The sequence below is a fragment of the Mesobacillus jeotgali genome, assembly GCF_900166585.1.
Lineage (GTDB): Bacteria > Bacillota > Bacilli > Bacillales > Cytobacillaceae > Mesobacillus > Mesobacillus jeotgali_A.
In genome coordinates, this window is the sequence record NZ_FVZC01000009.1 from 695,106 (window position 1) to 709,612 (window position 14,507).

The 14,507-nt window shown below is 42.4% G+C and carries 13 protein-coding genes; all 13 read left to right on the forward strand.

Translation table 11 applies throughout. From position 1 onward, the window contains the following. The first annotated feature begins 186 nt into the window (after positions 1 to 186). Positions 187 to 1,722 carry an ABC transporter ATP-binding protein gene (locus B5X77_RS13440; RefSeq protein ID WP_079508492.1) on the forward strand — a complete coding sequence of 512 codons (1,536 nt, stop codon included), beginning with the start codon at positions 187 to 189 and terminating at the stop codon, positions 1,720 to 1,722. Further along, entirely contained in the window at positions 1,715 to 2,761 is a 1,047-nt protein-coding gene (locus B5X77_RS13445; RefSeq protein ID WP_079508493.1) for an ABC transporter permease, read from the forward strand. Before B5X77_RS13440 ends, B5X77_RS13445 begins: the two co-directional genes overlap by 8 nt. Next, the gene (locus B5X77_RS13450; RefSeq protein ID WP_079508494.1) at positions 2,762 to 3,721 is read left to right on the forward strand and encodes an ABC transporter permease; all 960 of its coding nucleotides are present in this window, start codon (positions 2,762 to 2,764) and stop codon (positions 3,719 to 3,721) included. Between the two features lie 209 nt (positions 3,722 to 3,930). Continuing rightward, a complete protein-coding gene (locus B5X77_RS13455; protein WP_079508495.1) occupies positions 3,931 to 5,022 on the forward strand; it encodes a GGDEF domain-containing protein in 1,092 nt (363 codons plus the stop codon). A 274-nt stretch (positions 5,023 to 5,296) separates the two neighbouring features. Further along, complete coding sequence (gene yfmF, locus B5X77_RS13460; RefSeq protein WP_079508496.1) at positions 5,297 to 6,574, forward strand: EF-P 5-aminopentanol modification-associated protein YfmF; 1,278 nt, start codon at positions 5,297 to 5,299, stop codon at positions 6,572 to 6,574. Then, complete coding sequence (gene yfmH / locus B5X77_RS13465; protein ID WP_079508497.1) at positions 6,574 to 7,866, forward strand: EF-P 5-aminopentanol modification-associated protein YfmH; 1,293 nt, start codon at positions 6,574 to 6,576, stop codon at positions 7,864 to 7,866. Before yfmF ends, yfmH begins: the two co-directional genes overlap by 1 nt. Before the next feature lie 69 nt (positions 7,867 to 7,935). Then, positions 7,936 to 8,658 carry an elongation factor P 5-aminopentanone reductase gene (gene ymfI, locus B5X77_RS13470; RefSeq protein ID WP_079510233.1) on the forward strand — a complete coding sequence of 241 codons (723 nt, stop codon included), beginning with the start codon at positions 7,936 to 7,938 and terminating at the stop codon, positions 8,656 to 8,658. Positions 8,659 to 8,761: 103 nt separating this feature from the next. Then, positions 8,762 to 9,019: a DUF3243 domain-containing protein gene (locus B5X77_RS13475; protein ID WP_079508498.1), complete on the forward strand. Its 258-nt coding sequence runs from the start codon at positions 8,762 to 8,764 to the stop codon at positions 9,017 to 9,019. A 191-nt stretch (positions 9,020 to 9,210) separates the two neighbouring features. Then, positions 9,211 to 10,002 (forward strand): DUF3388 domain-containing protein, encoded by a 792-nt coding sequence (locus tag B5X77_RS13480; RefSeq protein ID WP_079508499.1) that lies wholly within the window; start codon positions 9,211 to 9,213, stop codon positions 10,000 to 10,002. Between the two features lie 20 nt (positions 10,003 to 10,022). Continuing rightward, positions 10,023 to 10,898 carry a helix-turn-helix domain-containing protein gene (locus B5X77_RS13485; protein ID WP_079508500.1) on the forward strand — a complete coding sequence of 292 codons (876 nt, stop codon included), beginning with the start codon at positions 10,023 to 10,025 and terminating at the stop codon, positions 10,896 to 10,898. Positions 10,899 to 11,175: 277 nt separating this feature from the next. Beyond that, the gene (gene pgsA / locus B5X77_RS13490; RefSeq protein WP_079508501.1) at positions 11,176 to 11,754 is read left to right on the forward strand and encodes a CDP-diacylglycerol--glycerol-3-phosphate 3-phosphatidyltransferase; all 579 of its coding nucleotides are present in this window, start codon (positions 11,176 to 11,178) and stop codon (positions 11,752 to 11,754) included. A gap of 24 nt (positions 11,755 to 11,778) precedes the next feature. Further along, on the forward strand, positions 11,779 to 13,026 hold the full coding sequence (locus B5X77_RS13495) for a competence/damage-inducible protein A (protein WP_079508502.1): 1,248 nt from the start codon (positions 11,779 to 11,781) through the stop codon (positions 13,024 to 13,026). 274 nt (positions 13,027 to 13,300) lie between these two features. Next, the gene (recA, locus tag B5X77_RS13500) at positions 13,301 to 14,341 is read left to right on the forward strand and encodes a recombinase RecA (protein WP_079508503.1); all 1,041 of its coding nucleotides are present in this window, start codon (positions 13,301 to 13,303) and stop codon (positions 14,339 to 14,341) included. Positions 14,342 to 14,507: the final 166 nt, after the last annotated feature.

Genomic DNA, 14,507 nt, shown 5'->3' on the forward strand with positions numbered 1-14,507 from the left:
GGCAGCCCGCCTGCCCCTTATTCCTATTTTTATTCATTCAAAATTAAAACTCTAACTGAAGATCGGAATAGGGATTCTGGTTTTCATTTGTGGTTTTAACTGGGGGCCTCCCCCATTTTTAAATATTAGTTAAGGTCTGACCTCTAACTACCTAATTTCTTACCTTATTGCAGGGAGTGAAAAACAGTGGACTATGTAATTGAAATGCTCAATATTCGTAAAGAATTCCCGGGTATCGTGGCAAATGACAACATCACCCTTCAATTGAAGAAAGGGGAAATCCATGCGCTGCTTGGTGAAAATGGAGCAGGAAAATCCACACTGATGAACGTTTTGTTCGGCTTATATCAGCCGGAACAGGGGGAAATTCGTGTAAAAGGAAAACCAGTGAAAATCACCAACCCAAATATCGCCAATGATCTTGGAATTGGAATGGTTCATCAACACTTTATGCTTGTTGATACTTTTACTGTTACAGAGAATATCATCCTCGGAAAAGAAACAAAAAAGGGTCTTACGATTGATATTAAAAAAGCTGAAAAAGAAGTTCGTGAAATTTCAGAACGTTATGGTTTGGCGGTCGATCCCCAGGCGAAGATTTCTGATATTTCTGTAGGTATGCAGCAGCGTGTCGAAATTCTGAAGACGCTTTATCGCGGAGCGGAAATCCTGATTTTCGATGAGCCGACAGCTGTGCTTACACCCCAGGAAATTAAAGAATTGATCCAAATTATGAAAACGCTAATAAAAGAAGGAAAGTCAATTATCCTTATTACACATAAGCTCAAAGAAATTATGGAAGTATGTGACCGTGTAACAGTAATACGCAAAGGTGTCGGAATTGGGACTGTAAACGTTCCGGATACAAATCCGAATGAACTGGCAAGCCTAATGGTCGGTCGCGATGTGGAATTCAAAACAGAGAAGACTGCAGCCAAACCAGACCAGATTGTACTTGAAATTACAGACCTGTCAGTAAAAGATACCCGTGGAGTCACTGCTGTAAACCATCTGGACTTAAATGTGCGGGCGGGAGAAATTGTGGGAATCGCCGGGGTTGACGGAAACGGACAATCCGAATTAATAGAAGCTATAACAGGACTTCGCAAGGCTGAATCCGGAAGCATAAAGCTGAACGGAAAAGAGATGTTGAACAGCACGCCAAGGAAAATTACTGAATCTGGACTTGCCCATATCCCGCAGGACCGTCATAAGCATGGACTAGTGCTTGATTTCCCAATTGGCGAAAATATGGTATTGCAAACATATTACCAAAAACCGTTCTCTAAGAATGGGATTCTAGATTTCAAACAAATCTACAACAAAGCTACGACTCTTATAAAAGAATTTGACGTCCGTACTCCTAGTGAGTTCACACTGGCTAGATCGCTTTCCGGAGGGAACCAGCAAAAAGCGATTATCGGCCGTGAAGTCGACAGGGACCCGGATATCCTGATCGCTGCCCAGCCTACACGCGGACTGGATGTAGGGGCAATCGAATTCATTCATAGGCGCCTGATTGAACAGCGCGACAAGGGCAAAGGTGTCCTGCTGATTTCATTCGAATTAGATGAGATTATGAACGTAAGTGACAGAATTGCTGTAATCTATGAAGGTAAAATTGTCGCTATTGTTGATCCGAAAGAAACAACTGAGCAGGAGCTTGGCTTGCTGATGGCAGGATCGAAACGGAAGGAAGCAGGTGAAGAAGCCAATGTCTAATCGCGTACAAAACATCATCGTTCCGTTAATCGCTGTCTTCTTAGGCATTTTGGTCGGAACAATCATCATGTTGGTCAGTGGTTATAATCCAGCTGCTGCATTCGCTGCTCTATGGAGTGGAGCCTTTGGAGATATCTACTATATTGGTGAAGTGATTCGTCAGGTTACACCGTATATTTTAGCCGGTCTTGCGGTAGCTTTTGCTTTCCGTACTGGATTGTTCAATATCGGTGTTGAAGGGCAATTAATTGTCGGCTGGCTTGCAGCAGTCTGGGTAGGTGTGGCATTCGAACTTCCTAAGATCATCCACCTGCCTCTTGCAATCATTGCTGCCGGAGCAGCAGGCGCTCTCTGGGGATTCATCCCTGGTTATTTAAAAGCAAAGTTCCGTGTCCACGAAGTTATCGTTACTATCATGATGAACTATGTGGCACTTCACGTAACAAACTATTTGATTCGTACAGTACTATCAGAAGGCAGTGATAAAACGGAAAAAATTGCAGTTTCTGCAAGCCTTCGTTCACCGTTCTTTGAAAGCCTGACAGATTACTCCCGCCTCCACTGGGGAATATTCGTCGCGTTGATCGCCGCTTTCTTTATGTGGTTTTTGCTTGAAAAGACAACAAGAGGTTTTGAATTGCGTTCAGTTGGATTTAACCAGCATGCTTCACAATATGCAGGCATGAATGTAAATAAAAATATTATCCTGTCAATGGCCATTTCCGGAACATTTGCCGGCCTTGCTGGTGCAATGGAAGGTCTAGGAACTTTTGGATACGCATCGATTAAGGGTGGATTTACAGGCGTAGGTTTTGACGGTATCGCGGTTGCCCTCCTGGGAGGCAATACAGCAGTTGGGGTCATACTCGCTGCAATCCTGTTTGGAGGCTTGAAGGTCGGGGCGTTAAATATGCCGCTTCAATCTGGTGTTCCAAACGAGCTTGTCGATATCATTATCGCCATGATTATTTTCTTCGTAGCAGCAAGTTACATGATTCGCTGGTTTATTGAGCGTATCAGCAAAAAGGGGGCGAAATAAGTGAGCATAATGGAAATCTTACTCATCCTGATACCTTCTACCTTATTATGGGCGGCCCCGCTTATTTTCACCGCTCTTGGCGGAAACTTTTCTGAGCGTGCCGGTGTTGTAAACATCGGGCTTGAAGGTTTAATGGTGATCGGTGCATTCACAGCTATTGTATTCAACCTTGCATTCGATAGCGTCCTAGGAGAAGCCACTCCTTGGGTTGCATTATTGGCAGCTATGCTGGTTGGGGGGATTTTATCAATCCTCCATGCAGTTGCATCTATTACATTCCGTGCTGATCAGGTAGTTTCGGGTGTTGCAATCAACCTGCTTGCAGTCGGAGCTGCGCTTTTCCTGGTAAAATTGATTTACGGAAAAGGACAGACTGATATCATCCAGAAGAGCTTCAGAAAAGTAGATATTCCTGTTCTGGGAGACATTCCACTAATAGGGCCTTTATTCTTCCAGAACACATACTATACTTCCTACGTAGCTATCATTGTTGCAGTCATTGCATGGTTTGTTATGTATAAGACAGCATTCGGTCTGCGTTTACGATCTGTCGGTGAACATCCGATGGCAGCAGATACAATGGGTATCAACGTTTACAAAATGCGTTATATCGGTGTTATTATCTCTGGTGCTTTGGCGGGAATTGGCGGCGGTGTATATGCTCAGTCAATTACTTCCGATTTCGGACACGCCACAATCAGCGGCCAGGGTTTCATGGCCCTCGCTGCCCTGATCTTCGGTAAGTGGCATCCGCTTGGCGCTATGGGAGCTGCAATCTTCTTCGGCTTTGCGCAAAGCTTAAGTATCATCGGAAACAGTTTGCCATTCCTTGAGAATATTCCGAGTGTGTACTTGCTGATTGCTCCTTATGTATTGACAATCCTTGCCTTGACAGGATTCATTGGAAGAGCAGAAGGACCAAAAGCAAATGGTGTTCCATACATCAAGGGAAGCAGATAATTAACAGGAAAAGCTTTGTCCGGCAACGTCAAGTGCGGATAAGGACAATTTTCAAACTGAAATTTACAAAAAATTCCCGGGTCTTCAAGCCCGGGAATTTTTTGTTGCACAGCCATAAAATTTATAAAAAATTTTAATACTGATAATAAACTTTGTGTTAAAATATAGGAAAAGTTAGTAAAAAATAACAGTAGCCTGAGGACAAGAATATGAAGCTTTCTTTATATATGGATGATCGTGAGACAGAGAAAATTTTTTCCTATTTACGGTGGGTTTTTTTGTTCGTTGCTGTATTGGTATTTTACTTTCCTCCACTGGCAGACAGGCTTGATTATAATCAGGAATCGTTTCCGTTATTATTGACAATCGGAATCGTATATATGGCTAGCGCCCAAATTGCCCTGCTGAAAATGTCATCAGGAAATGAATATTTTAATCTATTGACCAAGGCTGGCATAGTATTCGATTATATCGCATTAGTATGGCTCCTTTGTTTGACCAATGGGGTAAGTTCTCCTTTTTTTTCGGTTTCATTCCTTGTTGTCATGCACGCAACAATTTACTGGCGCACAAAAGGCGCTTTTTTCTCATCGCTGTTTCTGACACTAGGTTACTCGGCTATTTTTGCAATTCAAGGTCCTTTTGAATTCCAGACGGTCTTTATGTATATTGTTAATCTTAATTTCATCTGGATTGTCGGGGTATTCGGATCGCTGATCGTCATTCGGGAACGAAAGCATTTGAGGCAAAAAGAAATCTTTCACGAGCTTATGTTCACTGATTACTTGACCGGCTTGTATAATCATAGGCATTTTCAGGAACAATTAAGAGTCATGACGAGTGCCCGGCAAAATTTCCTGCTCGTAATGGGAGATATTGATCACTTTAAACAAATAAATGATCAATTCGGCCATTTGACCGGCGATGAAATTTTGAAAAAATTAGGTAGGGTCTTGCAGGATCTTGCCGATGCATATGATGCACAGGCATTCCGCTATGGCGGCGAAGAGTTCGCCTTTTTATTGCCCGCTATGGACGAAACCCGTCAAATCAGTTTCTTTGAAGATTTATACTCAAGGCTGTCATCCGGGAACTTGAGTGAAGAATGCAAGAGTATCACCATGAGCTTTGGTATTGCCGCTTCGAAAGGTGAAGTTTTGCCTGATAAACTTCTTGGTTTCACAGACCAGCTTTTGTACAATGCAAAAGCTAATGGCAAAAATCAGGCTAAATTTGAAACGGGTTATACATATTTAAATTCACAGGCACATGAAGAGGTTGCCGCAGCAAGTCAACAGTAGAAGCTTCCCAGTAAGGGAAGCTTTTCTTGTCCTCAGCTCCCAATTCCTTGAAATTGCATAACTGTGAAAGGTATAGTAGGAGTATCTTTATTGGAATATTAAATATAGACTTCACAACGTATACATAAATTAAGGCTGTTTTTAAATGGTTGTCTTTATAGAGAAAACTTAAAACCATTCAAAGAGAGCATAATTAAGGGAATGTTTCAACATGCGGAATGATGTGAAGAAGAATGATTGTAAGTCTCGCTGTGATAAATAAAGGAGGATTTCGATGGCTGTCATTTCAGAAACGATCAAGAGTATGAAAGGCTACAAGCTGCATATTGTGAAAACCGAGAAATTCAAGACGAATACAATTGTCTGGAAGATGAAGGCACCACTGACTAGGGAGGATGTTACCAAACGGGCTCTGCTTCCCTACGTACTCCAGAGCAGCTCAAAGGCATTTCCGGCTACTTCGAAGTTGCGTTCGTATCTTGATGAGCTATATGGAGCCAATCTATACGTTGATGTATCAAAAAAGGGAGAATATCAGGTCCTAAGTTTCTCACTGGAAATTGCCAATGAAAAGTTTTTGAGTGATCCGGAACCGCTATTGAAAAAAGGAATGCAGCTGATTGCTGAAATCCTTGTAAATCCTCTCGTCGAAAATGAAGCATTTGACAAAGAAACAATCGAGAAGGAAAAGCGCACTTTAAAACAACGTATACAGGCCGTATATGATGACAAAATGAGATACTCGAACTTCAGGTTAGTCCAGGAAATGTGCAAGGACGAACCATATGCTCTCCATGTGAATGGCGAAATTGATGATATTTCTCAAATCGATGAGAAAAACCTGTACCAATACTATAAAAAAGCTTTCGCCGAGGATGAGCTTGATTTGTTCATCATTGGTGATGTGAACGAGGACGAAGTCCAATCTATTTCAGAAGAACTCCTTAAATTTGAACAGCGCAGCCCGAAGCTGGTCGATTCAGTGAAGGGGGATTCTGTGGAGGAGAAGACTGTTAAGGATCGTGAAGATGTAAAACAAGGAAAGCTGAATATCGGTTACAGGACAAATGTACTTTATGGCGATAAGGATTATTATGCTCTGCAGGTGTTCAATGGGATTTTTGGCGGCTTTTCACATTCCAAGCTGTTCTTGAACGTCCGCGAAAAAAATAGCCTCGCATATTATGTTGCAAGCCGTCTGGAAAGCCATAAGGGATTGATGATGGTTATGTCCGGGATTGAATTTGAAAATTTTGAGCTCGCTGTAAAGATCATTCGGGAACAAATGGAAGCCATGCAGACGGGTGATTTTACCGAGCAAGAGATGGAACAGACTAAAGCTGTAATCGAAAATCAAATGCTTGAAACTATGGATACTGCAAGAGGGATGGTCGAGGTTCTTTACCATAATGTTGTATCCCTGCAAAATGTCAGCCTCGATGATTGGCTTGAGGGCATGAGAAAAACAACAAAAGAAGAAATCGTCGATGTAGCCAAAAAGGTTCAGCTTGATACGGTCTACTTCTTAACTGGATTGGAGGCGGACAAATAATGGAGAAAATCACTTTTGAACAGCTGCAGGAGGAAATGTTTTACGAAAAGCTGGAGAACGGACTGGATGTATATATTCTCCCGAAAAAAGGATTTAACAAAACATATGCTACTTTCACGACAAAATATGGTTCGATTGATAACCACTTCCTTCCTCCTGGAAAGGATGATCATGTTAAGGTACCAGATGGCATCGCCCACTTCCTTGAGCATAAGTTGTTCGAAAAGGAAGATGGTGATGTATTCCAGCAATTCAGCAAGCAGGGTGCTTCTGCAAATGCTTTCACCTCCTTCACCAGGACAGCATATTTATTCTCCAGTACATCCAATGTGAATAAAAACCTGGAAACATTGATCGACTTTGTTCAGGAACCGTACTTTACCGAGAAAACGGTTGAAAAGGAAAAGGGTATCATCGGTCAGGAGATCACCATGTATGATGATAATCCGGACTGGAGACTCTATTTTGGTCTTATACAGAATATGTATAAAAACCACCCTGTTAGTATTGATATTGCTGGCACAATCGAATCAATCTCCCATATAACGAAAGATATGCTGTACGAATGCTATGAAACCTTTTACCATCCAAGTAATATGCTGTTGTTCGTAGTCGGTCCGATCAACGCCGATGAAATTATGGGCTTGATAAAAGAAAATCAGAGCAATAAAGATTATAAAAACAAGCCGGAAATTCAACGCAAATTCGATGTGGAACCAGCTGGCGCCGCAGAAAAGAAACAAGTTCTTAAAATGAATGTACAGACATCCAAATGTCTGGTTGGAGTTAAGGCGGCGAATCCAACCGAATCTGGCAGGGATATGCTGAAAAATGAGCTTTCGATCAATGTAATGCTTGATATTCTATTTGGTAAAAGCTCTGAGAACTACACTGAACTATATGGTTCAGGCCTGATTGATGATACGTTTTCCTATGACTATACACAGGAGCAGGGTTTTGGATTCGCGATGGTTGGCGGGGATACAAATGAACCCGATGTCCTTGCCGCTAAACTGGAAACGATGCTGATGGATGCGAAATCGGGTCAAGGACTGACAGCTGAGCATCTTGAAAGAACAAAAAAGAAAAAAATCGGGGCATTCTTAAGGGCGGTCAATTCACCTGAATATATAGCCAATCAATTCACTCGTTACGCTTTTAATGATATGGATTTGTTCGAAGTCGTGCCGGTCCTCGAGAGTCTGACTCTGGATGACTTGAAGCAGGCTGCCAGCCGTTTCATATCCGAAGACCGATTTACTGTCTGCCAGGTAGTGCCTAAGGGGAAGTAAAAGTACACATGAATGTATGCGCCGGTCAATGCCGGCGCATATTTAATTAGAATATTGGAGAGAGAAAAAATGAAAAAATTCGCACTCGTAACCGGAGCAAGTGGAGCAATTGGCATGGCAATATCCAAAAGGCTGGCATCCGTCGGTTATTCACTATATCTTCATTACCATCAGAACGATAGAGGGATTGGCGAACTCCTTGAAGAAATTGACACCTATGGAGGTGAATATATACCGGTCAGGGCTAATTTAGCTTCAAAGACTGGGTACCTGGAGTTAGCTGACCAGATTTTTTCCATTGATGCCATCGTACATAATGCTGGCAATGCTTTATACGGTTTGCTTGAGGACATAACTGAAGATCAGGCAGAATCCCTGATACAAATACATATCACTTCTCCTCTTCTTTTAACAAAAAAGCTTATACCTAAATTGCTCCAAAAAGGACAGGGGAATATAGTAATCGTGTCATCGATCTGGGGCCAAACAGGAGCATCTTACGAGGTGGCTTACTCCACGGTGAAAGGAGCACAGCTGTCATTTGCAAAAGCACTCAGCAAAGAACTGGCACCCTCAAAAATAAGAGTGAATGCAGTAGCCCCGGGAGTGATCGAAACCCCGATGGTTGAAGGGTTTTCACTTGAGGAACTTGAAGCTATTGCTGCGGAGGTTCCAGCAGGACGTCTAGGGCATCCTGAGGAAGTGGCCAGCGGTGTAGAATTCCTTTTATCTGAAAAATCTTCCTATATTACCGGACAGGTATTGGCAATCAACGGCGGATGGTTAACCTGAACGAAATGTGACAAATTTTCTAATCATATCGCATTATGAATAATTCTTTAAGAACGAATGCAAAATAACCTTGTACTATTTTAAGACAAGGAGGTTGTCAAATATGTCCGTATTGGATAATTGGAATCAGTGGAAAGACTTCCTGGGAGACCGTCTTAATCAGGCGCAGGATCAGGGAATGAATAAAGAAGTGATGGGTGATCTTGCCTATCAGATCGGGGACTATCTTGCCAAGAATGTCGACCCAAAGAACGAACAGGAAAGAGTCCTTGCAGATCTTTGGTCAGTAGCAAGTCCTGACGAGCAGCATGCCATTGCTACAATGATGGTAAAGCTGGTTCATAACAACGGAACAAGATAAGTGAATTAGGCAAAGAGGGGACTTTCAATCCTCTCTTTTTTTATTTTTATGGGTACATCAGGGGACTTTTCGCCAGTTTTCTTTTCTGGCTTGTTTTTCCTTTCATCTTCTTAGAAAATCATATATTATAGTAGCTAGATATTCGATGTCAAAATGTGTCGCAATTATTGGCAAAGCAGAGGAGGAGAATGATGGAGAAGAAAGAATGGTACTTGGAATATGAAATTGTGATTAACCGTCCAGGACTGCTAGGTGATATTTCCTCTTTGCTTGGGATGCTGTCGATTAACATAGTTACGATCAATGGGGTGGATGAAGGAAGACGAGGCCTCTTGATCCTTGCAAAAGATGATGATCAAATTGAGAGGTTAGAGTCAATTTTAAATACAATGGATACAATAAGGGTAATAAAGATAAGGGAGCCTAAGCTGCGTGACCGGATGGCAGTCAGACATGGCAGATACATACAGCGTGACGCCGATGATAAAAAAACATTCCGCTTCGTAAGGGATGAACTTGGACTGCTTGTGGATTTTATGGCAGAATTGTTTAAGATGGAGGGCCATAAACTGATTGGGATACGCGGAATGCCCCGGGTAGGCAAGACAGAATCTGTTGTGGCATCAAGTGTCTGTGCCAATAAAAGGTGGCTTTTTGTATCCTCAACATTATTGAAACAGACAATACGCAATCAGCTCATTGAGGATGAGTATAATGCAGATAACTTATTTATCATTGACGGTATTGTTTCCACTCGGAGGGCAAATGAAAAGCACTGGCAGCTTGTCAGGGAAATCATGCGTCTGCCTGCGATAAAGGTAGTTGAACATCCGGATATTTTTGTCCAGAATACGGAATATACAATAGATGATTTTGATTATATTATCGAATTGAGAAATAATCCTGATGAAGAAATCATTTATGATATGGTCCAGAAGAATCACATGTTTACTGATTCTGATTTTGGGGGATTTGATTTTTAACAGTATTGGAAGGTGTTAATGTGTCTGAGTTAGGAATTATTTTAAAGGAAGCCCGTGAAGCAAAAGGCCTCAGCCTGGACGAACTTCAGTCCATCACGAAAATACAAAAACGCTATCTGCTTGGCATTGAAGAAGGAAACTATTCTATGATGCCCGGAAAGTTCTATGTGCGGGCATTTATAAAACAGTATGCCGAGGCAGTCGGACTTGATCCAGATCAGCTATTTGAACAGCATAAATCCGAAATTCCATCTACATACAACGAAGAGCTGCCAGAACAGCTGTCCCGCGTACAGTCAAGAAAGAGTTTTTCGCCTGAAACTTCGAAAGTCCTGGACGTACTTCCAAAGATATTGATTGGAATCTTCATTATTGGCGCCATAGCTCTGGTTTGGTATCTGATTGTCCAAAATGCGGGGGATGAAGCAAAAGAGCCGGCAACGACAGGCAAGGAAACAAAGGTTGAAGAACCTGCAGAGATTCAAGATGAGTCCGTTGATGAAGATGGCAATGGATCCGGGGATTCGGCTGATAAAGAACCTGCCGAAGAAGAAGCAGAACCTGAAACTCCTGCACAGGAGCTTACTGTCGCATCCAGCAGTGGCAGCAATACAGTGTACGAACTGAAGAATACCGATAAATTTGTCATTAAGATCGTTTCCCTGGGACAAACCTGGGTTGGACTTTCTAATGGTTCCAAAACAATCTTCCAGGAAACGCTGGTTAAAGGCAAAAATGAAAGTCGTACGGAAGACTTGACCAACGAAGCACAGGCAGTCATCAATGTAGGCCGGGCACCAGAAACAGAAATTTATGTAAACGACCAAAAGGTTGAGTATAAAGTTCCACCTGAAGAAGATATGACCCAGTTAATTACCATTAAGTATGTAAAATAGTGCTGCAGTGCATGCGTATTTTTTATATATGCCTGCGCACAATTTCCGCTTCAAAATGCCCGTATGGACGTTTGTTTATACGGGCTATACTTACTGTATAAGGATATGAATTATCAACATAAGATTAGCGTCTGCCTGCGCTTGAAACGCTTCGGGGCTGACCAAGGCGCCTGCGCTTTTCTTATCATAGGCAAATTTAATGTTGTTATTTACATATTGGATATAATGAAAGAAGTCAGCAAAATCGCTGTGTATTTATCATCTGGAGGAATAGGATATGAACTTGCCAAATAAAATTACGGTTTCACGGATTTTATTGATTCCGTTATTCATGATCGTGATGATCGTTCCATTTTCCTGGGGTGAAATTTCCCTGCTTGGAACAACAATGCCGGTCACACATTTAGTAGGAGCGTTGATTTATATTTTCGCTTCTGTAACAGACTGGGTTGATGGATATCTTGCACGAAAACACAATCTAGTTACCAATCTGGGGAAATTTCTTGACCCTCTTGCGGATAAACTGCTGGTGTCTTCGGCACTGATTGTTCTTGTTGGACTAGGGTATGCACCTGCATGGATTGTCATCATTATCATCAGCAGGGAATTTGCAGTAACGGGACTTCGTTTATTGCTCGCAGGAGGCGGTGAGGTAGTGGCTGCCAAAATGCCGGGCAAAATCAAAATGTGGGCACAAACGGTCGCAATATCTGCTTTGTTGCTTCATAACATTATTTTTGAAGCTTTCTCTATCCCGTTTGCGGATATCGCCTTGTGGGTGGCCATGTTCTTTACAATCTGGTCTGGATGGGATTACTTCGCTAAGAACAAACAAGTATTCAGTAATTCTAAATAGTTGAATTTGCCAGGAGGATGACAAATGAATGCAGAAATAATTGCAGTTGGATCCGAATTGCTTCTCGGGCAAATTGTCAATACAAATGCCAGATTCCTTTCCAGGCAGCTTGCGGAATTAGGAATCAATGTATTCTATCATACAGTCGTCGGGGATAATCCCGATAGACTGAAAAGCGCAATCAGTATCGCGCAAGAGCGGGCAGAGCTGATTGTTTTTACAGGCGGCCTGGGGCCGACTAAAGATGACCTGACCAAAGACACAATTGCCGGGGAGCTCGGTAAGAAGCTGGTACTTGATGAAGAAGCGATGAGGTCGATCGAGCTTTATTTCGATAAAACGAAAAGGGTCATGACCGAGAATAACAGGAAGCAGGCACTTGTTATTGAGGGCTCTGTTATCCTTAAAAATGAAAATGGCATGGCTCCTGGCATGTTCCTTACAACTGCAGATCATAAGTATATGCTTTTGCCAGGCCCTCCTTCAGAAATGGAGCCTATGTTCATAAAATATGGACAGGAAGCCATTGCTGGAATAAATGGGAACCAGTCAAGAATTGAATCAAGGGTCCTGCGCTTCTTTGGAATCGGCGAGGCAGCACTTGAAGCAAAGATAGAGGATTTGATTGATCAGCAAAGCAACCCTACGATTGCCCCGCTTGCTGGCGACGGTGAAGTCACCTTGAGGCTGACGGCAAGAGCTGATGCTAACAGCACGGCCCAAACATTGATTGATAAAGTGGAAGCTGAAATCATGTCGCGAGTTGGCGAGTTTTTTTATGGTTACGATGAAACCTCGTTAATCTTGGAACTATCCAAACTATTGAAAAGCAGAAACCTGACGATTTCAGCAGCGGAAAGCCTCACGGGTGGAATGTTCCAGCAGGAATTGACTTCTGTTTCCGGTGCAAGCAGCCTATTCAAGGGCGGAATTGTCTGCTATTCCAATGAGGCTAAAATCGGACTCGTTAATGTCAGACCCGAAATAATAGAAAACTATGGGGCTGTCAGCAAGGAATGCGCAGAAGAGCTGGCAGTCAATATTTCGTCGATTGCCAAATCGGATATCGGCATCAGTTTCACCGGTGTCGCTGGCCCCGAAAGTCTGGAAGGCCATCAGCCAGGGACGGTTTTCATCGGCGTGCATATAAAGGGGCAGCCAGTACATGTGGAAAAACTAAGCCTGAGCGGGTCACGTACAGCAATCAGGAGCAGGTCAGTAAAATTTGGATGCCAGCTCATAATTAATAGATTATCAGCAACACGGAAGTGAATATGCTTCCGTGTTTTTTATGGAATGGATAATTAATAGGCAGACTTTTTGCCAAAAACGTATTTTAAAGGGTATATTACATATTAAATCTAGTTAAAACTGCATCAGAAATTGAGTTTTGTTGATTTTTTTCGCCTTAAAAAAAACGAATAAATGTTCGATTTTTTAATGGACAAACTGCATGGAAAAAGGTATAGTAATAGTAGGCTTTAAATAAGAGATTTGCGGACAGGCAGCATGCTGGTTCGTTTTTATATAAAAGGAGGAAGATTGAGTGAGTGATCGTCAAGCGGCGTTAGATATGGCATTAAAACAAATCGAAAAGCAATTTGGTAAAGGATCGGTCATGAAGTTGGGGGAGAAGACAGACACTAAGATTTCTACTTCTCCAAGTGGTTCTCTTGCACTGGATGTAGCGTTGGGAATAGGCGGCTATCCTCGCGGACGTGTTATTGAAATCTATGGACCTGAGAGTTCTGGTAAAACAACAGTTGCGCTTCATGCAATTGCAGAAGTGCAGGCTAATGGCGGCCAGGCAGCGTTCATTGACGCTGAACACGCGCTGGATCCTGTATATGCACAGAAACTCGGTGTAAACATTGACGAACTTCTTCTGTCACAGCCGGATACAGGAGAGCAGGCATTGGAAATTGCGGAAGCATTAGTGCGAAGCGGAGCAATCGATATCATCGTTATTGACTCCGTTGCAGCTCTTGTCCCTAAGGCAGAAATTGAGGGTGAGATGGGTGATTCCCACGTCGGTCTTCAGGCTCGATTGATGTCCCAGGCACTGCGTAAACTTTCCGGTGCTATCAACAAATCTAAGACTATCGCTATCTTCATTAACCAGATTCGTGAAAAAGTCGGTGTTATGTTCGGGAATCCTGAGACTACACCAGGCGGCCGTGCTTTGAAGTTCTATTCAAGTGTGCGTCTTGAAGTGCGCCGTGCTGAAACATTGAAGCAGGGAAATGATATGGTAGGTAACAAAACTAAGATTAAAGTTGTCAAGAACAAGGTTGCGCCTCCATTCCGTACAGCTGAAGTGGATATTATGTACGGCGAAGGGATTTCCAAAGAGGGTGAGATCATCGACATGGGTTCAGACCTTGATATCGTCGATAAGAGCGGTTCTTGGTATTCCTATAATGGTGAGCGTCTTGGACAGGGAAGGGAAAACGCCAAGCTGTTCCTTAAAGAAAACCCGTCCATCCGTCTTGAAGTCCAGAAAAAGATTCGTGACCACTACGGCCTTGATGGTGAGTTCACTGTAACTGAAACAGATGAAGACCAGGAAGAATTCCAATTGGATTAATAGATTTGCTTAAGGTCTCCTGAATGTCAGGAGACCTTATTTATGTTGCTGTCTGGCTAAAAATATGAATTGATTGAATAATTAATCAAAATCAGTGGAATCCGTATGGGACAAACCCTTGACAATAAAAATTGGCAGCTTTACAATTAAAAATGTATATTTTACA

Excerpts from the sequence above, each read along its gene's own strand:
- pgsA (WP_079508501.1), top strand. The coding sequence starts at position 11,176 with ATGAACTTGCCAAATAAAATTACGGTTTCACGGATTTTATTGATTCCG.
- B5X77_RS13455 (WP_079508495.1), top strand. The coding sequence starts at position 3,931 with ATGAAGCTTTCTTTATATATGGATGATCGTGAGACAGAGAAAATTTTT.
- yfmH (WP_079508497.1), top strand. The coding sequence starts at position 6,574 with ATGGAGAAAATCACTTTTGAACAGCTGCAGGAGGAAATGTTTTACGAA.
- ymfI (WP_079510233.1), top strand. The coding sequence starts at position 7,936 with ATGAAAAAATTCGCACTCGTAACCGGAGCAAGTGGAGCAATTGGCATG.
- B5X77_RS13495 (WP_079508502.1), top strand. The coding sequence starts at position 11,779 with ATGAATGCAGAAATAATTGCAGTTGGATCCGAATTGCTTCTCGGGCAA.
- B5X77_RS13480 (WP_079508499.1), top strand. The coding sequence starts at position 9,211 with ATGGAGAAGAAAGAATGGTACTTGGAATATGAAATTGTGATTAACCGT.
- yfmF (WP_079508496.1), top strand. The coding sequence starts at position 5,297 with ATGGCTGTCATTTCAGAAACGATCAAGAGTATGAAAGGCTACAAGCTG.
- B5X77_RS13475 (WP_079508498.1), top strand. The coding sequence starts at position 8,762 with ATGTCCGTATTGGATAATTGGAATCAGTGGAAAGACTTCCTGGGAGAC.
- B5X77_RS13445 (WP_079508493.1), top strand. The coding sequence starts at position 1,715 with ATGTCTAATCGCGTACAAAACATCATCGTTCCGTTAATCGCTGTCTTC.